General features: G+C 47.4%; 18 protein-coding genes. 11 read left to right on the top strand and 7 right to left on the bottom strand.

All coding sequences use genetic code 11. The annotated features are described in order from the left end of the window. The first annotated feature begins 1 nt into the window (after window position 1). The 3 genes from NFI80_RS03425 to NFI80_RS03415 all read left to right on the top strand — a co-directional run bounded on the left by NFI80_RS03425 (window position 2) and on the right by NFI80_RS03415 (window position 1,233). Window positions 2-391 carry a response regulator gene (locus tag NFI80_RS03425; protein WP_235164873.1) on the top strand — a complete coding sequence of 130 codons (390 nt, stop codon included), beginning with the start codon at window positions 2-4 and terminating at the stop codon, window positions 389-391. A 363-nt stretch (window positions 392-754) separates the two neighbouring features. Beyond that, on the top strand, window positions 755-937 hold the full coding sequence (locus NFI80_RS03420) for a hypothetical protein (RefSeq protein WP_233797830.1): 183 nt from the start codon (window positions 755-757) through the stop codon (window positions 935-937). 146 nt (window positions 938-1,083) lie between these two features. After that, window positions 1,084-1,233, top strand: a complete 150-nt coding sequence (locus NFI80_RS03415) for a hypothetical protein (RefSeq protein ID WP_169720023.1) — start codon at window positions 1,084-1,086, stop codon at window positions 1,231-1,233. Here NFI80_RS03415 and NFI80_RS03410 read toward each other — a convergent pair whose 3' ends face one another. The 4 genes from NFI80_RS03410 to NFI80_RS03395 all read right to left on the bottom strand — a co-directional run bounded on the left by NFI80_RS03410 (window position 1,234) and on the right by NFI80_RS03395 (window position 5,960). Further along, complete coding sequence (locus tag NFI80_RS03410) at window positions 1,234-1,938, bottom strand: L-ribulose-5-phosphate 4-epimerase (RefSeq protein WP_235164875.1); 705 nt, start codon at window positions 1,936-1,938, stop codon at window positions 1,234-1,236. Window positions 1,939-1,949: 11 nt separating this feature from the next. Further along, entirely contained in the window at window positions 1,950-3,440 is a 1,491-nt protein-coding gene (gene araA, locus NFI80_RS03405; protein WP_235164876.1) for an L-arabinose isomerase, read from the bottom strand. 24 nt (window positions 3,441-3,464) lie between these two features. Continuing rightward, window positions 3,465-5,150 (bottom strand): ribulokinase, encoded by a 1,686-nt coding sequence (locus NFI80_RS03400; protein ID WP_235164878.1) that lies wholly within the window; start codon window positions 5,148-5,150, stop codon window positions 3,465-3,467. 105 nt (window positions 5,151-5,255) lie between these two features. Further along, window positions 5,256-5,960: an NUDIX hydrolase gene (locus NFI80_RS03395; RefSeq protein ID WP_235164881.1), complete on the bottom strand. Its 705-nt coding sequence runs from the start codon at window positions 5,958-5,960 to the stop codon at window positions 5,256-5,258. Window positions 5,961-6,172: 212 nt separating this feature from the next. Here NFI80_RS03395 and NFI80_RS03390 point away from each other — a divergent pair, with 212 nt between their 5' ends. From NFI80_RS03390 to NFI80_RS03360, 7 genes are all read left to right on the top strand, one after another. Then, the gene (locus NFI80_RS03390) at window positions 6,173-6,757 is read left to right on the top strand and encodes an RNA polymerase sigma factor (protein ID WP_235164883.1); all 585 of its coding nucleotides are present in this window, start codon (window positions 6,173-6,175) and stop codon (window positions 6,755-6,757) included. A 72-nt stretch (window positions 6,758-6,829) separates the two neighbouring features. Beyond that, window positions 6,830-7,846, top strand: a complete 1,017-nt coding sequence (locus NFI80_RS03385; protein ID WP_235164884.1) for a FecR family protein — start codon at window positions 6,830-6,832, stop codon at window positions 7,844-7,846. 148 nt (window positions 7,847-7,994) lie between these two features. Further along, entirely contained in the window at window positions 7,995-11,606 is a 3,612-nt protein-coding gene (locus NFI80_RS03380) for a TonB-dependent receptor (RefSeq protein ID WP_235164885.1), read from the top strand. Between the two features lie 31 nt (window positions 11,607-11,637). Beyond that, window positions 11,638-13,368, top strand: a complete 1,731-nt coding sequence (locus tag NFI80_RS03375; RefSeq protein ID WP_235164886.1) for a RagB/SusD family nutrient uptake outer membrane protein — start codon at window positions 11,638-11,640, stop codon at window positions 13,366-13,368. Window positions 13,369-13,404: 36 nt separating this feature from the next. Continuing rightward, window positions 13,405-14,625 (top strand): metallophosphoesterase family protein, encoded by a 1,221-nt coding sequence (locus NFI80_RS03370; RefSeq protein ID WP_235164888.1) that lies wholly within the window; start codon window positions 13,405-13,407, stop codon window positions 14,623-14,625. A 71-nt stretch (window positions 14,626-14,696) separates the two neighbouring features. Continuing rightward, window positions 14,697-15,536, top strand: coding sequence for an endonuclease/exonuclease/phosphatase family protein (locus tag NFI80_RS03365; RefSeq protein ID WP_235164890.1), 840 nt, complete (start codon window positions 14,697-14,699; stop codon window positions 15,534-15,536). Between the two features lie 209 nt (window positions 15,537-15,745). Further along, the gene (locus NFI80_RS03360; protein ID WP_235164892.1) at window positions 15,746-16,315 is read left to right on the top strand and encodes a hypothetical protein; all 570 of its coding nucleotides are present in this window, start codon (window positions 15,746-15,748) and stop codon (window positions 16,313-16,315) included. A 174-nt stretch (window positions 16,316-16,489) separates the two neighbouring features. On the opposite strand, the gene mtgA is transcribed toward NFI80_RS03360, so the two are convergent. After that, entirely contained in the window at window positions 16,490-17,176 is a 687-nt protein-coding gene (gene mtgA / locus NFI80_RS03355; protein WP_235164893.1) for a monofunctional biosynthetic peptidoglycan transglycosylase, read from the bottom strand. Between the two features lie 133 nt (window positions 17,177-17,309). Between mtgA and NFI80_RS03350 the strand changes: the two genes are divergently transcribed. Next, window positions 17,310-18,596 (top strand): DUF2851 family protein, encoded by a 1,287-nt coding sequence (locus NFI80_RS03350; protein WP_235164895.1) that lies wholly within the window; start codon window positions 17,310-17,312, stop codon window positions 18,594-18,596. Here the strand turns inward: NFI80_RS03350 and NFI80_RS03345 are convergent. Together NFI80_RS03345 and NFI80_RS03340 are read right to left on the bottom strand one after the other, a co-directional pair. After that, window positions 18,586-18,786, bottom strand: coding sequence for a hypothetical protein (locus NFI80_RS03345; protein ID WP_026630003.1), 201 nt, complete (start codon window positions 18,784-18,786; stop codon window positions 18,586-18,588). The genes NFI80_RS03350 and NFI80_RS03345 overlap by 11 nt on opposite strands. A gap of 24 nt (window positions 18,787-18,810) precedes the next feature. After that, window positions 18,811-20,229 carry a CCA tRNA nucleotidyltransferase gene (locus tag NFI80_RS03340; protein WP_235160213.1) on the bottom strand — a complete coding sequence of 473 codons (1,419 nt, stop codon included), beginning with the start codon at window positions 20,227-20,229 and terminating at the stop codon, window positions 18,811-18,813. Window positions 20,230-20,247: the final 18 nt, after the last annotated feature.

Below are 20,247 nucleotides of genomic sequence, written 5' to 3'. Positions count from 1 at the left end.
CATGAAGCCACTTTTACACTTTTTCCTTATAGACGACAGCACATTCGATCTGTTTATATACGAAAAGTTACTGAAGAAAAGTGGCATAACGGACTCTGTCAGGACATTCAATTCCGCGCGCGATGCGCTCAAACATCTTGTCAGTGAAGCAGATAGCCTTCCTGACAGCATTATTCTGCTGGACCTGCAAATGCCCGACATGAACGGGTTTGAGTTTATAGACGAATTCGACCATCTTCCGGAAAGTCTCCATAAAAAGATTAAACTCTTCATGTTATCCTCCACCATTGACACCCGTGACATCGACAAGGCAAGGGCGAGCCGGCATATCATCGACCTCCTTCCCAAACCATTGGAAATCTCAACTTTGAAGCGAAAGCTCGAAATCTGATTTTTGTATTTTGGCGTGTTCCCGCCTGCTTTGATTGTTAGAAAGTCCTCGCTCCGAAATAAAGGAACTAATCTAAGTTGCTTAGGCATAGAACTTTAACATTGTTCTGCATAATGCGCAACGACTGACTAAAAATTACGTTTGCAGGCTTTCAGTTGGTACAATTCCCAGTTTGTCCAATAATGTAACAAATTTTCTTCGGGAGAATCCACACATTTGCCATTAGTGGGAAAATTATGCCACACGATATGAACATATAAACTATTAATATAATTTTTTTAATTTTTTTAAAATTGCGCACTGTTGAGGAACAGCTTTATAGCAGGATTTTAGCATATAGTAATCTTTAACATCCCTTTTTAAATGAAAACTGATAGCAAAACCCTGTCTGAGATCTTAAAATTACACGCGGAGTACGTTAAGGAGGTTGAGTATAGCGGCATTAAGCCTCTATCTATGGAAATTTATAAAACCAATTCCAACAATTTCGTTCGCTGGATCCAGGATGATTTCAACCCCGGAAGCAAGTTGCGCAGAGGTGCGTGAGACTTATTAGCTAAAAAAGACATTCTTACTCAACGTTTAACTATCATACGACTATCGGGAACACTTTCCTGATAGTTTTTTTTTACCCCAAACTTTTCTATGTTTGGTGAACGTTCACAGGAAAGTCATCCTTCAAATATTCAAATATGTTATTCGCTCTTTTTAACCTTTTCAAAGGTCGCTTTTCCAAGGAATCCATTAATGAAGCGAAAGCGAGTGAAAAACGCATGTCGCGCCAGGAAGCATTGCAGCAAATGCGCAACATTGCCAGCAAACGCCCTGAAAATAAGAACTGATCAGCAACCCTGCCCGTAGTAAGCATCCTTTCCGTGCTTGCGAAAATAATGCTTGTCAATCAGGCCTTGCTTAATGGTCTGAGCAGAGGGGTTAATGTGCATTGTAAGGTAAGCCATCTTTGCAATTTCTTCCAGCACAACGGAATTATAAACGGCCTTAGCCGGATCTTTCCCCCACGTAAACGGCCCGTGGCAAGCCACCAGGACCATTTCCGTTTCTTCATAATTCAACTTATCATCCCCGAACAAATCCAGGATCTGATTACCCGTTTCCAATTCGTAATCTCGCTGGATCATTTCATCCGACATTACCTCGGTAACAGGCACAGCCGTAGTTAAGTGGTCGGCGTGTGTGGTGCCCAGGTTCGGAATCGCCCTTATGGCCTGCGCCCAAGCCACGGCGTAAGTTGAATGCGTATGGCAGACGCCGCCAATGGACGGGAAATTTTTATAAAGCAATGTATGGGTTTTCGTATCCGAAGATGGCCGCATATTGCCTTCCACAACCTGGTTATCCAGATCCAGCAAAACAATATCCTCGACTTTCAGCTTGTGATAAGGGACGCCGCTGGGCTTAATAGCAATCACGCCCGCATTCCGGTCGATCCCGCTCACATTACCAAACGTAACAATGGCCAGGTTCTCCCGGGGAATCTCCATATTGGCCTCGTAAACCTGCTCTTTTAAATAAGTGTATTTAGACATGCTTTTCAATGTTATCTATACGAGGCCTCGCTCCATCTCAATTCATTTTTCAACTGCCTGAGCGACGTGTTCTTATCAATCACAACCAGCTCAACGCCAGTCATTTCGGCCAGCATTTCAATATGATCTGTGGTGAGGTTCTGGCTGTAAACCGTGTGGTGTGCCCCGCCTGCGTAGATCCATGCCGCACAACCCGTGGCCATATCCGGGGCTGGTTTCCATAAAACCCTCGCAACCGGAAGTTTCGGAAGTGCTTCGGTCACTTCCACCGCTTCTACTTCGTTCACCAGGATCCGGAAACGGTTGCCCATATCCACCAGGGAAACATTAATAGCAGGACCTGCCGCGGCATTGAAAACCAGTCTGACAGGATCTTCCTTTCCGCCGATGCCCAGGGGATGGATTTCACAGGACGGTCTGCCGCAGGCAATGCTCGGGCAGATTTCCAGCATATGTGATCCCAGAACGAGGTTATTGGCCGGGTCGAAATGATAAGTGTAATCCTCCATAAAGGAGTTTCCCCCTGCCAGTCCGCTGCCCATTACTTTGAGCGCCCGCACCATGGCCGACGTTTTCCAGTCACCCTCGCCAGCATAACCATAGCCCGCCGCCATCATGCGCTGAGAACCTATGCCCGGAAGCTGCTTCATGCCGTGCAGATCCTCGAATGTGTTGGTATAACCCTTGAAATTTCCGTCTTCCAGAAAGTATTTCAATCCCAATTCAATCCGGGCAGCATCCCAGAGCGCCTGATGTCTCCCGTCTCCCTTACGAATGCCGACCGCCAGATGATAAAGCGATTCATATTCATCAATCAAAAGTCCGACTTCCTGTTCCGAAACCTGATTAATAACAGCAACCAGGTCGCCCACAGCATACGTATTTACCGAAAATCCGAATGTCATTTCAGCAGCAACCTTATCACCGTCGGTAACTGCCACTTCGCGCATATTATCGCCAAAACGAACAAATTTCGCTCCTTTCATATCGTGTCGGGCAGCCGCTACGCGTGTCCATTTTGCCAGATCTTCTATAATGTGCTGCTCCTGCCAGTGTCCCACGATCACCTTCCGGTTCAGGCGCATACGCGTCATCATGAAACCAAATTCCCGGTCGCCATGCGCCGACTGGTTCAGGTTCATGAAATCCATATCAATGTTCGCCCAGGGAATGTCGCGGTTAAACTGCGTATGCAGGTGGAGCAATGGTTTTTGCATGATCTGCAAACCACGGATCCACATTTTTGCCGGTGAAAAAGTGTGCATCCAGGCTACTATGCCAATGCAGTTTTTAGCCACATTCGCGTCCTGCATGATATTAAAAATCTCTTCCGATGACTTCACGACAGGCTTGAAAACCGTCCTGACCGGCATCTGAGCAGATTCGTCAAAATGCTTGCTGATGATCTGGGCGTGCTCTGCGACCTGTCTGAGCGTATCCGCTCCGTACAGATCCTGACTGCCCGTAATAAACCAAATTTCAAATTGTTTTAAATCAACCATTATGAATGTGGAAAGGGTTACATTTTACAATGAAGCGGATAATATATTTTCGGGAGCCGGCTCCCATTTGCGCAGAAAGTCGTTTTCCAGGAATGCACCACACTGCGTGTATTTTTGATATAATGATTGATAAACAGCCGTTTGCGCCGGTCTGGGCGTATAAACAGCGTCAAAGCCAGAGTTCATGGCTTCCTGTGCTTCCGGCAGGGTCTTGTGAATGCCCGAAGCAACTGCGGCGAACATTGCCGCGCCCAGCGCACAGGCCTGCTCGGAAGCAGCGACTTTGATAGGCATATTAAGCACATCCGCCAGCGTTTGCATCACAAATGCCGATTTCTTGGCAACACCACCAATCGCAATGACTTCATGAATCGGAACGCCTTCTTTCCTGAACCGTTCCACGATGCTTTTGGAGCCGTAAGCTGTGGCTTCCACCAGCGCTTTAAATATCCGGACGTGATCGCTGGCCAGGTTCAAGCCCAGTATAGCGCCTTTTAATGTATGTTTCGCATCGGGCGTCCGGCGGCCGTTCATCCAGTCGATGGCGATAATGTCGTTTTCGGTAACTGGCAGTTTTGCGGCTTGTTCTGCCAGATGCGGGATGAGTTCTTTGGATAATTTTTGCGCAGCTTCCTCGCCGAGCAATGTTCTCACAGGCTCAACGATCAACTTCGAAAACCAAGCATAGATGTCCCCAAATGCAGATTGACCTGCCTCCATACCTAGCATACCGGGAATAATGGAGCCGTCGACCTGGCCGCAAATGCCCTTGATCAATAAATGTCCGACTTCCTCGTTCGGAGCGATCAGCATGTCACAAGTCGACGTCCCGATCACCTTACAAAGTGAATAAGGCTCGATTAATGCTCCTACTGCGCCCATATGCGCATCAAATGCCCCTACACCAATGACTGTGTCGGCAGGAATGCCCAGTTTTTCGGCCCATTTTGGCGAAATGGTGCCCATCGCTTCGTCCGAAGTTTGTGTCTGGGAGAAAAGCCGGTCGCGGATGCCATCCAGAAGCGGATCAAGCCTGGTCAGGAACTCATTGGGTGGCAAACCGTCGAAATCGCTGTGCCATAATGCCTTGTGTCCGGCTGCGCACCTGGATCGTTTCAATGTCAGCGGGTCTGTGTTACCGGTCAGTTCGGCAGAGATCCAGTCGCAATGTTCCACCCACGAAAACGCTTTGTCACGCACTTCGCTGTCTACCCGCAGCGTCCGCAGGATTTTGGCCCAAAACCATTCCGACGAATAAATCCCGCCGACGTACTTGGTATAATCTGTTTCTAAACTGTGTGCCAATGTGTTGATTTCCTCCGCCTCGGCATTGGCCGTGTGATCTTTCCAGAGGATAAACATGCCATTTGGATTCTCGGCAAACTCAGGGAGCAGCGACAAAGGCGTGCCGTTCCGGTCCACAGCAACAGGCGTAGAACCCGTCGTATCCACAGAAATGCCCCGGACATTGTTCCGCACATCTGCGGGTGATTTGTCCAGTGCTTCCAGCAAAGCAGCTTCCATGGCTTCAAGGTAATCCAGCGGATGCTGCCTGAACCGCGACGACGATGCATCGCAGTATTTTCCCTGCTTCCAACGGCTGTATTCCCGAACCGCCGTTCCGGCCTGATCGCCCGTATGCGCGTTCACAACCAGCGCCCGCACGGAGTCCGTGCCAAAATCAATCCCTATGACGTAACTTTCTCTCATGATCGTATTATTTCACTTATCACGTAACAAATATAAATAAATTTGTTTATGGTGTTATTTTGACACAATTAATATTACTGATTGACGCCAAACTAATCTCCTACCCTACGACTGCTTCATGCTGTCGGGCATAAAATTCCAGAACGAGTGAAACTTCTCCTTATATCTCACTTCGTCCAGCTTATACAAAGTAGCCTTTTTAGTCGTGCTGTTGCTGTTTTTGTTTCCGGTGTCGATCAGTAATCCCGTTGACAAAAGTTTGCGGCTGAAATTGCGCCTGTCGAGCGGGATGTTGTAGATGGCTTCGTAGAGTTTTTGGAGTTGAGGAATGGTAAAAAGCTCGGGTAAGAGCTCAAAACCAATGGGATGCAGTGCAGCTTTGTATTTTAAATGTTCAATGGCCTTGCAAACCATATCCTCATGATCGAATATCAGCGCCGGACGATTTTCCAGCGTAATCCAGGAAGCATTATGGCTCTTAACCGCCTCGGCGTCATGGTCATCAATCTGGATGAGTGCAAAAAACACAACCGAAACAGTCCTTTCGGCGGGATCGCGGTGGATCTTTCCGAATGTTTCGAGCTGCTCGACGTAGATGTTTTTCAGCCCCGTAAGATTGTATAAGATGCGCGCTGCGCCATCCGAGAGGTCTTCATCCGCATTGAGAAAACCACCCATCAGCGACCATTTCCCCTTTTCAGGCTCAAAATTCCTTTTAATCAGCAACAGCTTGATATCCTTCCCGTCGAACCCGAAAATAATACAGTCTATTGCCAGCAGAATGCGCGAAGCCTGCGGATAATTATTCATTCAATTAATTGTGTAGGGATAAATAGTCGGCAATTTAAAGAACCGGCGGTTACAAAAAACATTTGCCGTCCGGACGATTTTATATTATTGTTAAGAAAGTAAATAAAAGAACGAGATTACTTAATCTGTTAAAAGATTCAATAAGGAAATATTGTCCGAATTTTGTGAGCTATTCCAATCCGGGCAGCCGGAATTCAAAGGAAATCTTCGTTATGAACGCCATCTATACTTCCTGTTCCGATGAAAATATCCTTGCGCTGATCAGCGAGCAGGACGACGAGCTGGCTTTTGCCGAGCTATATAACCGCTATTTTAATGTGCTTTTCAATTACGCTTACAGCAAAGTGAACGACCGGTTCGCTGCGCAGGAAATTGTGCAGGAATTATTCGTAAACATCTGGCAGAAGCGTCACGGACAGCAGATCCTTTGCTGCCGCACATTCCTTTTCGCTATCGCCAAGAAGCAGATCATTTCTTTTTACCGCAAAGAATTTACCCGAAAACAACATTACGATCATTGGGAATCACTGCATGCAGATCCCGTTGACTTTGCCGACCAGCATACATTAACAGCCGACCTGCAAACCCGCTACGAGCAAGGTTTGCATTTGCTGTCGCCCAAATGTCAGGAAGTGTTTGTGCTGAGCAGGCAGGGCGTTTCCAACAAGCAGATCGGGGACCGGCTTGCGATTGCCGAGAAGACGGTGGAGCAGCACATTTCCAAAGCGATCCGGATTTTAAGGGCGCATTTGAAAGACCACATAATCTCCGGCATCCTCCTTTTCGTTTTTAATTAAAAAAAATTTACACCCCACCTAAGGGTTTGCTTTCCGGCGTGCGACTTGAAGTTTGATACCATACTTTAAGCAATGAAGGCACCCTTTATCTCCCCGGTTTTATTGGAAAAATATCTCCTCGATCAATGCAATGATCAGGAAAAAGAAGAGGTTGAGGCGTGGTATGCTGCCATCAAAGGAGATGCCGACCATTTGGAAAAATTATCTGAAACAGAAAAATCTTCCATCAGGGAAAGCACTTTCGAAAGCATTAAAGGTGAACTGAATATTCTGGACGAATCGCCGGCACGGCCTTTCCCATGGCGCTGGATTTCGGGCATAGCGGCGTCCGTGGCCATTGCAGCGGGACTTTATTTTAATTACCCGATCCGGAAGGAACAGCCGGTTTCCATCATTGAAGAAATCCAGCAGAAGAAAAAATCGGACATTGTCCAGTTTGTCAATACGGAATCGAGGATCGTTACGCATATGCTGCCGGACAGCAGCTCGATCATCATGCACCCGGAAGCTTCGGTAACCTATCCCGCCCGCTTCGATGCAGACCGGCGCATAGTCACATTTTCGGGGGAAGGTTTTTTTGATATAACAAAAGATAAAACCCGGCCTTTCCTCATCCAGAGCGGGGAAATGGTCATTAAGGTGCTGGGGACAAGCTTTAATGTAAAAGCTGCTTCGGCTCAGAAGGTATTTCAGGTGGATGTGCTGACGGGTAGTGTGGAAGTCACCGCGCCGGGCACTAAGAAGAAGCCACAGCAGCTCGTCCTGAAACCAAAGCAGCAGGCCATCTTTGAAATTGAATCCAAAAGGCTGACTGCGAGGCAGATAACCATACAACCCCGCAAGGAAATATACGAGCCGGTAACAGTGGTTTTCGAAGAAGCGCCGTTGAATAAGGTTATTGAGCAGCTCGAAAAACGGTTTAATGTAAACATTCGCTTGTCCAATCCCGCCACTGCTACGTGCAGCGTAACCGCCAATTTTGAGTCGCAGCCATTTACAGTAATCCTGGAAATGCTCTGCACCACCTTGGAAGCCAACTATACTATTTCAGGAAACACGATTTTACTCAATGGAACACCTTGTGAATAACCGCCTATGAACCACCGATCTATTCCGCCATGAAAAAACCGGAGGTGTACCACCACCCCCGGTCCAGAATTCCATCCTTTTAACCTCGTACCACCGAAACTAAGGGATGTTTTACCCAACAGTGCTTAACCATCAGACAATCAAAATTATGCAAAAAACAGTACGTAACAAGCCCGTAAACTGGCAAATGATTATGCGCATTGGATTGCTTCAATGGCTTTTTGTAGCCTTACTGGCAGGCAGCAGCTATGCAAAGGAAAGTACAGCCCAGTCTATCCTGAGCAAGGATATGACAATCAGTCTTAAAAATGTTTCGCTGAAAGAAGCATTGGATGAGATTCAGGAGAAAGTGGATGCGAAATTTGTCTACAGCAGCCGGGTTTCTCTCAAAGAAAATGTAAGTATCGAGGCAAAAAATCAAAAATTGTCGAAAGTCCTGGACCAGCTGCTGGTTTCCCGCGGCATTAACTACCGCGTTATCAACGGACAGATCGTGCTGGCAAGAGGAAAGGCCGCGAAGGAAGAATCCAACATTCCGGATCTGGAAGAAAAGCTGCAAAATTACGTCCTGCCGGTTGAAATCAATGTAAAAGGCACGGTAACCTCTTCCGATGGCCAGGGCTCCCTGCCCGGCGTAAGCGTTGTTCTCAAAGGAAGCTCCACCGGGACAACGACGGATGGAAACGGAAACTTTGAGCTCGTGGTGCCGAATGTGGAATCTGTGCTTGTGTTCAGTTTTGTGGGTTATACTTCCCAGGAAGTCGTGGTAGGGAACCGTTCGACAGTGAATATCACGCTGGCAGCCGACAACAAGGCTTTGGAAGAACTGGTTGTGGTAGGTTACGGAACGCAGAAACGCGTAAACCTCACCGGCGCAGTAAGCCAGGTGCAATCGAGGGATCTGGAAAACAGGCCATTGAACAATATGTCGCAAATCCTGCAAGGCATGGTGCCCAACCTGAACATTACATTCGGAACGGGCCAGCCGGGACAAGGCGGGAACTTGAACGTCCGTGGTGAAACCTCGATCAACGGCGGAGGCCCGCTGGTTCTGGTCGACGGCATCCCCGGTGACATTAACCGCATTAATCCCAATGACGTGGAGTCGGTCTCGGTGTTGAAGGATGCGGCCGCGTCCGCCATTTATGGTGCACGCGGAGCATTCGGGGTGATTTTGGTTACTACAAAAAGTGCGAAGAATGGGAAGACGAGTGTGAGTTACAGCAACAACTTCGGCTGGTCAACGCCAACAGTGAGTACGAACTTCCTGACCAATGGTTACGACCATACCCGCATCAATGACGAGGCATTCAAGCGCGCCAATGGAAATACTTACACGCGTTATTCCGAAGAAGATTATGCCGAGCTGGAAGCTCGCCGCTACGACAAAACGGAGAATCCTGCACGTCCATGGACAGTGGTGAAGAATGTCAATGGAAAGGACATTTACAATTATTATGGTAATTACGATTGGTGGAAAACGCTTTTCAAGCAGGTTGAGCCGTCCATGCAGCATAATATCAGCCTTTCGGGCGGCACGGATAAGGTCAATTATTTCCTGTCAGGTTCTGCATTCCAGAAGGATGGGATTATGCGGATCAATACAGACAGATTCAATTCCTATACATTAAGAACCAAGGTGAATGCGCAGCTGACGCCGTGGCTGAAAGTGAGCAACAACACACAATATTTCGATTCGCGTTATAAATATCCAGGTTTGAAAGGCGGTGCAAATGCCAACTTTACCGCCATCACCGTGCACGCGCTTCCCGCGTATGCACCGCGCAACCCGGACGGGACCGCGACTTACAACACATTGAAAAACAACTATTCAATTGGTGACGGATTGTTTGCAAACCTCTTGAAAGGCGTGGCCGGCGGCGAAAAGAAAGTGCATGAGCTCACGACCATTAACTCGGTTACTATTGATTTTACCAAAACCTGGAACCTCGTCGCAAACCACTCCTACTCGTTCTACATCACGGATGATTGGTATCGGTCAGCCATTGCCCAGTACTCGATACAGCCTGGTATCCTGGCAACGGTCCCGAACTACAATACCGACCAACTAGAAAAGACATTCTGGTTTGATCCTATGCATGTTACCAACGTTTATTCCTCATATAATAAAACATTGGGCAAACATTACCTGGGCGCAACTGCGGGGATCAATTACGAATCCAAAAAGCATCAGGTGCTGACAGGCGCACGCAAAAACCTGCTTTCCGAAGACATTAACGACCTCAATCTCGGAACCGGAGAGCAGCTTGTGAACGGCGGCGCTTACGAATATTCGCTTTTTGGTGCGTTTTTCAGGCTGAATTACGACTATATGGGCAAGTATCTGCTGGAAGTAAATGGTCGCTATGATGGCACATCGCGGTTTGGCGCAGGCAGGCGTTACGGATTTTTCCCGTCGGTTTCGGCCGGTTGGAGACTGAGTGAGGAAAAATTCTTCGAATCAGCCCGCAATGTGGTTAGTAACCTTAAAATCAGGGCTTCATATGGAACATTAGGCAACCAGCTTCCGCCTAAGTTCAATGATAATCCAAGTTCAGCGAGCTTTTATCCCTACATTGAAATCATGCCGACGGCTCTTTCGTCGTGGATCAATAACGGACAAAAAATCCCGTACGTCGACAGCCCCAACCCCATCGCTGCCGGCCTGACCTGGGAATCGGCGACGACTTCCAACATTGGTCTGGATGCAGATCTTTTGAAAGGCAAGCTGACTATTGCCATGGACGCTTATATCCGCGAAACCAAGGATATGCTTGTGCCGGGACGTGTGCTTCCGTCGGTGTACGGCGCCACGGTGCCTACGCAGAATGCAGGTGATTTGAAGACAAAAGGATTCGAACTTTCCGTAGCGTGGAAAGACCAGTTCAAACTGGCCGGAAAGACATTTGCTTACAACGCCACATTCATGGTGTCGGATTACAAAGCGAAAATTACGCGCTATGACAACCCAAACAAGCTGCTTTCCAGCCGTTATGAAGGACAAACCCTGGGGGAAATGTGGGGGTATTCCATTGACGGATATTTTAAAACCAATGACGAGGCGCAAGCTTATCCGATTGACCAGACATTGGTTAACAAGCAGCGTTTGAGCGCGCCAGGCGAGTGGAGTAAATTACAGGCAGGCGATCTGAAATTCCTGGATTTGAACGGTGACGGCAAGATTTCGGAAGGCGCAAACACATTGGCGGACCACGGCGATTTGAAAGTGATCGGAAATACCAACCCGCGGTTCAGATATGGCCTTAATCTGGGTGCTTCCTGGGGTGCATTTGATTTTTCTGCGCTGGCTCAGGGGATTCTTCGCCGGAACTGGTATCCCGGAGCAAATGCGGATAAATTCTGGGGCCCCTACTCCCGTCCTTACTATTCATTTCTTCCTGAAAACTTCGAGGATGATATCTGGACGCCTGAAAATACGGATGCATACTTCCCTATCCTGCGCGGCTACACGGCGCTTAACGGCGGTGGTGACCTCAATGCCCGCAACGATCGGTATGTGCAGAATGTGGGTTATCTGAGGCTGAAAAATATTGTGCTGGGTTTTACCATTCCTGAGCGCATCAGCAAAAAAGTCCGCATTCCCCGGGCGCGCATTTACGTAAGCGGCGAAAACCTGTTCACTTACACGCCATTAAGATCTAAGTATATTGATCCTGAGCAATTTGACGGTGATTTTACCAATGGAAGAACTTACCCGCTTTCGAAAACATACTCTGCGGGCCTAAGCATTAATTTCTAAAATCATTTGCCAAAACATTAAAAGAAATCACATGAAAAAGCTGATATATATCATGACCCTGGCCATCGGGCTCGCTTCGTGCGACCTCGACAGGCTTCCGCTCGACGCCATTTCTCCCGAAACTTTTTTCAAAACTGAAAACGACCTGCTGCTTTATACCAATTCATTCTATAACATGCTGCCGAGCGCGGAAGATGTTTACAATGAAGACGTTGATAATGTGGTCAAAAACAGTTTGCGCGATGAATTACAGGGAACGCGTATCGTGCCTACAAGTGGCGGCGGCTGGGGCTGGACTGAGTTGAGAAACATTAATTACTTCGTGGCCAATTCCGGCAAAGTCCAGGACCCCAAAGCAGTGGCCAAATACAATGGCGTCGCGCGTTTTTTCCGGGCTTATTTTTATTTTCAAATGGTCAAAAGATTCGGTGACCTGCCCTGGTATAGCGGCCCGATTGAAGCAGGAGATGAAGCATTGCTGAACAAAGCCCGCGATCCTAGAACGTTAGTAATGGACTCTGTAATGGCAGACATTGACTTCGCAATCGCCAATCTTGAAGCTACTCGACAAGTCGGCACCGTTACAAAATGGACTGCATTGGCTCTGAAATCCCGAATTGGGTTATATGAGGGCACATTCCGGAAATATCACACCGAATTCAACCTTCCCGATTCGGAGAAATTCCTGGATGCCTGCATTACGGCCTCGGAAGATCTCATGAAAAACAGCGGATACAGCATTTATAAATCAACCCCTAAAACGGCTTACCAAATGTTTTTCGCATCCGATAATGCGATTGCAGACGAGGTGATCCTGGCGCGCGATTTCAGCGATGCATTGCAGGTCTATCACAACCTGAACTATTATACCATGACGGCATCATACGGAAAGCCCGGACTGGAAAAGAAGCTCGTTAACAGCTATTTAATGGCTGATGGCTCCCGGTTTACCGACATAAAGGGCTACGAAACCATGCAGTTTTATGACGAAGTCCAGAACCGCGACCCACGCCTTACACAGACGATCCGCACGCCGGGATATACGCGCATTGGCGAAACAACCCCGCTTGTTCCAGAGTTCGGAGCAACGGTTACGGGTTACCAGCTGATCAAATTTGTTTCGGAGCCAAAATGGGACACATTCGGGAAGGACATTACCGACATGCCTATCTTCCGCTATGCCGAAGTGCTGCTCAATTACGCCGAAGCAAAAGCAGAAAAGGGCACATTAACGCAGGCTGACCTGGACATTTCTACCAAACTCACCCGCGACCGCGTGGGCATGGTGAACATTAATATGGCGACTGCCAATGCAAAACCGGATCCCTACCAGGCCGCACAATACACAAAGCTGACCGGCAAAAATACAGGCGTGATCCTGGAAATCCGCCGGGAAAGACGCATTGAGCTGGTTATGGAAAACTTCTTCCGCTGGGATGACATTGTGCGGTGGAAAGAAGGCCAGTTGCTCACGAAACAGTTTAAAGGAATGTATTTTCCCGGTCCAGGAAATTACGATCTGGATAAGAATGGAAAGATTGACCTTGTCATTTATGAAGGCACGAAGCCGGCTGTTCCCGGCGCGCAGTTGTTGAAACTCGGCAGCGAGATCCTTCTGGAAAATGGCAATAAAGGAGGGAACATTGTTATCAACAGCCACATTACCAAAAAGTTTGACGAAAACAAGGACTACCTATATCCAATCCCCACACAGGAAAGGCTATTGAATCCAAACCTCACCCAGAATCCAAACTGGAAGTAACTTTAAGCTTTGCATCTATTCCTAAACCCATAAAATATGCTTTCAGACAGAAGGTCGTTTCTTGAAAAAATGTCGCAGATCGGCGCGCTGAGCCTCTTGCCATTATCTGCTGCGCAAGCCGGCGACTCCAATGCTTCGTTAGAAGAAAAAAACCATTTCGTGGCGGGCCCTTATTTACAAAATATGGGCACCAACGAGGTGACCATCATGTGGATCACGCATAAAAACAGTTTCAGCTGGGTCGAATACGGGGCCGGGACTTACACCAGCAAGCGGGAATTTGGCTATAACAACGGACTGATTGAAGCTAATAATCGCATCAATAAGGTGACATTAAGCGGATTAAATGCGGGCACGGAGCACAAATACAAAATTGTTTCCACGGAAATAACGGGCTATAAAGGCTCGAAAGTTGAGTTTGGCGACACCATTGCCAGTGCGATGTTTGGCTTCAAAACACCGGCTGAAAATGAGGAAGAGTTTAAAATGGTAATCTTCAACGACATTCACGACCGTCCGCAAATTATCCCGCAACTCCTTTACCGCCACGGTTATACGGGTAACAACCGCGATTATGACTTTGTGGTTTTCAACGGCGATTGTTTTGATTGGGTAACCGAAGAAATTCAGATGGTTAACCATTTGATCAAGCCCGCAACGGACATATTTGCTTCCGAAATCCCATTTATCCTCACGCAGGGAAATCATGAATGCCGGGGAAGCTTTTCGAGGCATATTCCGGCTTATTATGCCTATCCCGAAAACAAATATTACTATGCTTTCACGCGCGGACCGGTGCGGTTCGTGGTCCTGGATTCGGGGGAGGACAAGACGGATGACAGCGTGGAATATGGCGGACTTTCGGCCTTTGACCGTTATCGTGAGGTTCAGAAGAAGTGGTTGGAAAAAGAAGTGGAATCCACGGATTTCAAGAAAGCCGATTTCCGGATCGTCCTCATCCACATATCGCCTTACCATTCCGGGGATTGGCATGGAACATTACATTGTCGCGAGCTTTTCGGCCCGGTTTTGAACAAGGCAAAAATCGACTTGCAGATCTCCGGCCATACGCACCGCTACGCCACGCACGAGCCGGACGCAACGCACAATTATCCGATTGTGATCGGCGGGGGCCCGCTGGAAGGCAAAAGAACATTGATCAAACTGCATGCGACCAAAAAACACCTTGACCTGAAAATGATCCGGGACGATGGCGAAGTGGTCGGAAAGTTTCTGCTTGCAAAAAAGGGAAAATGATCACGCAGTCAAAATATCAATAACCGGCAAGCCTATTAACTTTGCTTCCGTTCACAAATCATAAGTTTTAAATGAAAAAAATCGCCTTCGCCCTTTCCCTGATGTTAGCATTATCGCAAAGCACTTTTGCGCAAAAAAATACGATCAATGTTGCCTCTTATAACCTCCGCTATAACACCGCGAATGATGGTGTAAACGCCTGGCCCAACCGCAAGGAAAATGTGAAAGGGTTGATCCGGTTCCATGAATTTGACATCTTCGGTGTACAAGAAGCACTGATAGGTCAATTAAAAGATGTGGCCGAATTGACAGAATTCATATTCTACGGAAAAGGCCGGGATGATGGCAAGGAAGGCGGAGAACATTCGGCCATCTTTTACAAAAAAGACCGTTTCAAAGCCCTGCAATCAGGCGATTTCTGGCTTAGCGAAACACCCGACAAGCCTGGCAAGGGCTGGGACGCAACCTGCTGTAACAGAATTGCTTCGTGGGTCAAGTTTCAGGATTTGCTAAGCAAAAAAGAATTCTATTTTTTCAATGTTCATTTTGATCACCAGGGTGTTGAGGCCCGCAGACAATCGGGTCATTTAATGGTGAAGAAGATCAGCGAGATCGCCGGAAAATCTACGGTTATCCTTACAGGTGATTTCAACTCAACGCCTGAGACCGAGCAGATTAAGACCATCCAAGGATTGCTTAACGATTCGCATGAGGTTACAAAACAGCCTCCTTACGGTCCGGAAGGAACATTTAACAGTTTCAAATTTGACGCGGCTATGGACAAACGCATCGATTATATTTTTGTAAGCAAGAACATTAATGTGCTTAAATACGGCGTTCTAACAGATGCCAAAGAGCAACGTTACCCATCTGATCACCAGCCTGTTTTGATCAAGGTTGAGATCAAGTAATAGACGCGGTCCGCGTGCCGGCTTCTGGCAAATCGATTCTGGGATTTTTTTCCTAATTTACTTGTCAAAAGCCGGCCACTTAAAGCCGGCTGCGTCTAAATTTCCGTTGCAAGATGACCAAATGTTTCCTCCGGGTTATTGCTTTTTTCTTCCTCCTATCCCCTGCTTTTGGTCAGATTATTAAAATAAAAATTGTCAACCCGGAACAAATGAAAGGTCGCAAGGCCATTTTATTGACCCGGGAAAAAGGCTTCGCAGCAACTGTACATTCGATCAAGCTCGGCCAGGACAGCATTAATTTGCTCATGGAAAAGGACTTGGTTCCCAACCTGTACCAAATGCAGGTTTCCCAGCTGAAAGGCCAGCTTTTCTTTTTTCTTGAAAATGGTGTAAAGATCCAGCTCGACACTACGGACATTTCAAGATCCGTCGTCAGCAATTCCAGAAGCAATGAAGAATGGCGGGATTACTGGAATAACATTCAAAAGCCCTCCGACGACCGCCTGCTCATCTACACCGCCGGTGAAGGACGCGCCAGAAACAGGTCCCAAGCCGACAGCATCGATTACTGGCGCGGTCTGCAAGCCCTCGAACGCCTGGACCTCCAAACCAAAACCAGCACCTTCATCCAAAGCAACCTAAGCTCATTCGTAAGCCTTTACCTCTTGAAAATCAACTGGTACGCGCTCAAAAGCCAAGGATTATTCGAAAAACTCAACCCAGCCCTGGCAAGGCACCGGACTTACAAGTTTTTGAAAGAGAAAAGTCGGGGGAATTGAAATTGACATGCATCAGCGCTTTTTTTGTTCGCCAAACATAGATATTTTTGTGTGCGATGCTTGGAAAAGCCTCTTGTCCTCGGACAACGTAACCAAGTAATAGACCAATGACCTGCCATTTATGACAGGTCATTTTTATTTCCCCTAGAATTAAGATTTATAGATGCACTTGCTTCACAAATCCGCAATATACTTCTGCCCACCCAGATACCGCATTTGCCGTACGATCTGACCGGTTCGTTTTTGGACGTAGCCGGATGGGTTTTTGATCGAGAAACGGACGGGGTTTGGGAGCACTGCGGCGATGCGGGCGGCTTCGGCGCGGGATAGCTTTTTGGCAGATTTCTTGTAGTATCTTAATGAGGCTGCTTCTACGCCAAATGTCATTCTCCCCATTTCTGCAACATTCAAATAGACTTCCAGAATGCGCTCTTTATCCCAGATAACTTCGATTAAGACAGTGAAATAAGCCTCCAAACCTTTCCTGACAAAGCTTCTGCCATGCCATAGGAAGACGTTTTTGGCAACCTGCTGCGAGATCGTACTGGCTCCGCGCGCGCGTTTCCGCTTCTCTGTCACTGCATTATAGATCTGGTCAAAATCGAATCCCCAGTGGTTCGGGAAATTCTGATCTTCGGATGCTACAACCGCCAGCGCAACTTCCTTTGAAATATTTTCATAAGGCTCCCAATCGTGATGGATTTCCGTGTCCTCGTCGGCCCGGAACGCTTCGATTTTTCTGGATAGCATAAATGGCGTTACCCAAACCGGTAAGAACTTCAAAACCAGCACCCAAAAGATTGAAAGAACGAAAAAAACAATGAGAATTCTAAGCGCAATAAATTGCAAACGGCGGAGCATAAAACTTTTTACTTCAAAAACCTGTGACCAAACCAAAACATCAGCGTACAAAGAACAGAAACTAATCAGGTTTAGACAAAGAAAATAAAGGCCATTACATTAAATATTTCTACACACGCTAATTCTAAATGCGATGAATGAAGATATCCTGAGTTTTATATGGCGATTCCAATATTTCGCCAACGAAGCCCTTTGCACCGATGAAGGCAGCAAGCTCTCCATCCTCCGAACAGGCCACAGGAACGCCAATGCAGGCCCTGATTTTTCCGAAGCGCGGGTCAATATCGAAGATTGTCAATGGATAGGAAGCATTGAAATACATGTTAAATCCTCCGACTGGTTTCTGCATAACCATGAAACCGATCCTGCATATGAAACAGTGATCCTGCATGTGGTGTGGGAAAATGACCGGCCCATTATAAGGCGGGACGGCACATTACTGCCGACTCTGACATTAAAGAACATCGTCAATCAATCGGTTCTGGAACGATATGCGACATTGCAGGATGAAACCGAGACGATTCCATGTGCATCCATGTTCGCGCAGGTGCACGACATACAAAAATACGGAATGCTCGACCGCGTACTGCTCGAAAGGCTCGATCGGAAAGCCGCGCTGGTGATGGATTTACTAAGTAAAAACAACAACGATTGGGAAGAAACGGCTTATCAATGGTTGGGCAGGCATTTTGGTTTTAAATTAAATGAAGCACCATTCGCGCGGCTTACTGAAATTGTTCCCTGGAAAATAATCCGGAAACACCGCGAAAAAGTCAACCAGATTGAAGCATTGCTTTTCGGTTGTGCAGGACTCATCCCCGCCGACTCCAATGACCCTTACATTCGTCAGCTACGAGCGGAACATCAATTTTTGAGTGCGAAATATGGTTTGAAAGATCAGCAAATGAATGGTCATGAATGGAAGAACCTGCGGATGCGGCCTGCTGGTTTCCCAACGGTTCGCCTCGCTCAATTTGCCCGGTTGCTGCATAAAAACGGGAATCTGTTTCCTGAGATTATATCTGCGCAGTCGTTTTCGAACTTGCAGGCCATGTTCCAGATAGAGCAGTCGGATTATTGGCAGGACCATTATCTTTTTGGTAAAAAATCAAAAGGTAAGGTGCCGTTTCTGGGAAAAGACTCAGCAAACTTACTGATTGTCAATGGCGCTGTGCCACTTTTGGTCGCCTATGCAAAGCACCGGCAACAGCCCGAACTGCTGGAAAAGGCCATTTATTGGTTGTCGGAAATCGGCGCAGAAAAAAACCGCATTACGCGGGAGTGGGAAATATTAGGAATGAATGTCAAGACCGCCGCTGATTCTCAGGCGCTTATAGAGTGGTATAACAATTACTGTACATTCCGGAAATGTCTGGAATGCACAGTTGGAGCCACACTGGTGCGCTCGGTCAGCCCTTAACAAGGTTCACACCGGTAAGCAAAAACACGGTGCCAACCAGAAACGGAACCACGGATTCCCACTTGGAAACGGTAAGTCCCAGAACGGGCTTGTCGGATAAAAATGCGATGCAGGCAAAAAGCAGAACCGAAATGCCCAGGATAGTGAGAAGTGCGCCGAAGAAGCGTTTAAACTGCGTATTATTTTCCATTTAATTGTAATGAGGAGTCAGATTTTATGATTGTAAAGTTAAGCCCATTTTTTCGCCCTCTTGCACCATATACGCGTATGCGGGATCAAATTCATTTGGAATAATGCCTTCCAGAATGGCCTCCCGTATCACCTCTTTGATGATGCCGACTTCCTTTGCCGGTTTCAAGCCGAACGCTTGCATGATCATTTCGCCCGTAATAACGGGTTGGAAGTTGCGCAGCTTATCGCGTTCTTCGAGGTCCTTCAACTTCTGTTCCACCAGATCAAAGTTTTGCAGGAAGCGCTTTACTTTATCGGGGTTTTTGGAAGTAATGTCGGCCCGGCAGAGTTTCATCAATGCCTCAATGTCTTCTCCCGCTTCCACGAGCAGGCGTCGCATGGCGGAGTCTGTTATTTCTTCTTTGGACAAAACGATGGGCCGCAAATGCAATCGCACAAGCTTTTTAACAAAACGCATTTTTTCATTCAAAGGCAGTTTCATCCGCCGGAAAATGACGGGCACCATGCGCGCACCTACTTCCTCGTGGTTATGGAATGACCAGCCGACGCGTTTATCAAATTTCTTGGTGGCAGGTTTCGCAATATCGTGCAGGATCGCTGCCCAGCGCAGCCAAAGATCATCTGTGTTTTGGGACACATTGTCCAGCACTTGTAATGTATGGTAAAAATTATCCTTATGTCCCTTGCCATCAATGGTTTGCACGCCAAGCAATTCGATCATTTCCGGGAAAATGATTTGTAAAATGCCTGCGTGATACAGCAACTTGAAACCGTAAGAAGGTGTTGGTGACAGGATTATTTTATTCAGTTCATCCGAAATGCGCTCCATCGAAACGATCTCAATGCGATCCTTCATTTTAATGATCGCGTCGAATGTATTGGGCTCAATGTCGAAGTTAAGTTGGCTGGCAAAGCGGATCGCCCGCATCATACGCAGCGGGTCGTCGGAGAATGTAATCTCCGGTTCCAGCGGCGTTCGGATGATCTTTCTTTTTATATCCCGCATCCCTTCAAACGGATCCACGAGCTCACCGAATGTTCCCTTATTAAGGCTGATCCCCATGGCATTGATTGTAAAATCACGCCGGTTCTGATCGTCGCTCAATGTGCCGTCTTCCACTGCGGGTTTCCGGGAATCCGCGCGGTAAGATTCTTTGCGCGCCCCTACAAATTCGATTTCCAGATCGCCCTGGCGGATTTGCGCCGTGCCGAAGGTCTTGTATATGCTCACAAAAACGTCGGGGCCGAGCTGGCTGGCAACACTTTCGGCCAGTTCAATGCCGCTCCCGATCGAAACGATGTCAATATCTTTACTATTCCTTTTGAGTATCAGGTCCCTTACAAATCCACCGATAACATATGCCTCCACCCCCAGCTCCGCCGCAGCCTTCGCCACAATTTCAAGAATCGGATACTGGATTAACTGCTCTTTAAAATTCATGCGGCAAAGGTAAAGAAC

It is taken from the genome of Dyadobacter chenhuakuii (assembly GCF_023821985.2).
GTDB lineage: Bacteria > Bacteroidota > Bacteroidia > Cytophagales > Spirosomataceae > Dyadobacter > Dyadobacter chenhuakuii.
This window is presented reverse-complemented; position numbering and strand designations above follow the sequence as displayed.

What these genes read in the sequence shown, in the direction of transcription:
- NFI80_RS03425 (WP_235164873.1), top strand. Translation starts at nt 2, where the DNA reads ATGAAGCCACTTTTACACTTTTTCCTTATAGACGACAGCACATTCGAT.
- NFI80_RS03420 (WP_233797830.1), top strand. Translation starts at nt 755, where the DNA reads ATGAAAACTGATAGCAAAACCCTGTCTGAGATCTTAAAATTACACGCG.
- NFI80_RS03415 (WP_169720023.1), top strand. Translation starts at nt 1,084, where the DNA reads ATGTTATTCGCTCTTTTTAACCTTTTCAAAGGTCGCTTTTCCAAGGAA.
- NFI80_RS03410 (WP_235164875.1), bottom strand. Translation starts at nt 1,938, where the DNA reads ATGTCTAAATACACTTATTTAAAAGAGCAGGTTTACGAGGCCAATATG.
- araA (WP_235164876.1), bottom strand. Translation starts at nt 3,440, where the DNA reads ATGGTTGATTTAAAACAATTTGAAATTTGGTTTATTACGGGCAGTCAG.
- NFI80_RS03400 (WP_235164878.1), bottom strand. Translation starts at nt 5,150, where the DNA reads ATGAGAGAAAGTTACGTCATAGGGATTGATTTTGGCACGGACTCCGTG.
- NFI80_RS03395 (WP_235164881.1), bottom strand. Translation starts at nt 5,960, where the DNA reads ATGAATAATTATCCGCAGGCTTCGCGCATTCTGCTGGCAATAGACTGT.
- NFI80_RS03390 (WP_235164883.1), top strand. Translation starts at nt 6,173, where the DNA reads ATGAACGCCATCTATACTTCCTGTTCCGATGAAAATATCCTTGCGCTG.
- NFI80_RS03385 (WP_235164884.1), top strand. Translation starts at nt 6,830, where the DNA reads ATGAAGGCACCCTTTATCTCCCCGGTTTTATTGGAAAAATATCTCCTC.
- NFI80_RS03380 (WP_235164885.1), top strand. Translation starts at nt 7,995, where the DNA reads ATGCAAAAAACAGTACGTAACAAGCCCGTAAACTGGCAAATGATTATG.
- NFI80_RS03375 (WP_235164886.1), top strand. Translation starts at nt 11,638, where the DNA reads ATGAAAAAGCTGATATATATCATGACCCTGGCCATCGGGCTCGCTTCG.
- NFI80_RS03370 (WP_235164888.1), top strand. Translation starts at nt 13,405, where the DNA reads ATGCTTTCAGACAGAAGGTCGTTTCTTGAAAAAATGTCGCAGATCGGC.
- NFI80_RS03365 (WP_235164890.1), top strand. Translation starts at nt 14,697, where the DNA reads ATGAAAAAAATCGCCTTCGCCCTTTCCCTGATGTTAGCATTATCGCAA.
- NFI80_RS03360 (WP_235164892.1), top strand. Translation starts at nt 15,746, where the DNA reads ATGAAAGGTCGCAAGGCCATTTTATTGACCCGGGAAAAAGGCTTCGCA.
- mtgA (WP_235164893.1), bottom strand. Translation starts at nt 17,176, where the DNA reads ATGCTCCGCCGTTTGCAATTTATTGCGCTTAGAATTCTCATTGTTTTT.
- NFI80_RS03350 (WP_235164895.1), top strand. Translation starts at nt 17,310, where the DNA reads ATGAATGAAGATATCCTGAGTTTTATATGGCGATTCCAATATTTCGCC.
- NFI80_RS03345 (WP_026630003.1), bottom strand. Translation starts at nt 18,786, where the DNA reads ATGGAAAATAATACGCAGTTTAAACGCTTCTTCGGCGCACTTCTCACT.
- NFI80_RS03340 (WP_235160213.1), bottom strand. Translation starts at nt 20,229, where the DNA reads ATGAATTTTAAAGAGCAGTTAATCCAGTATCCGATTCTTGAAATTGTG.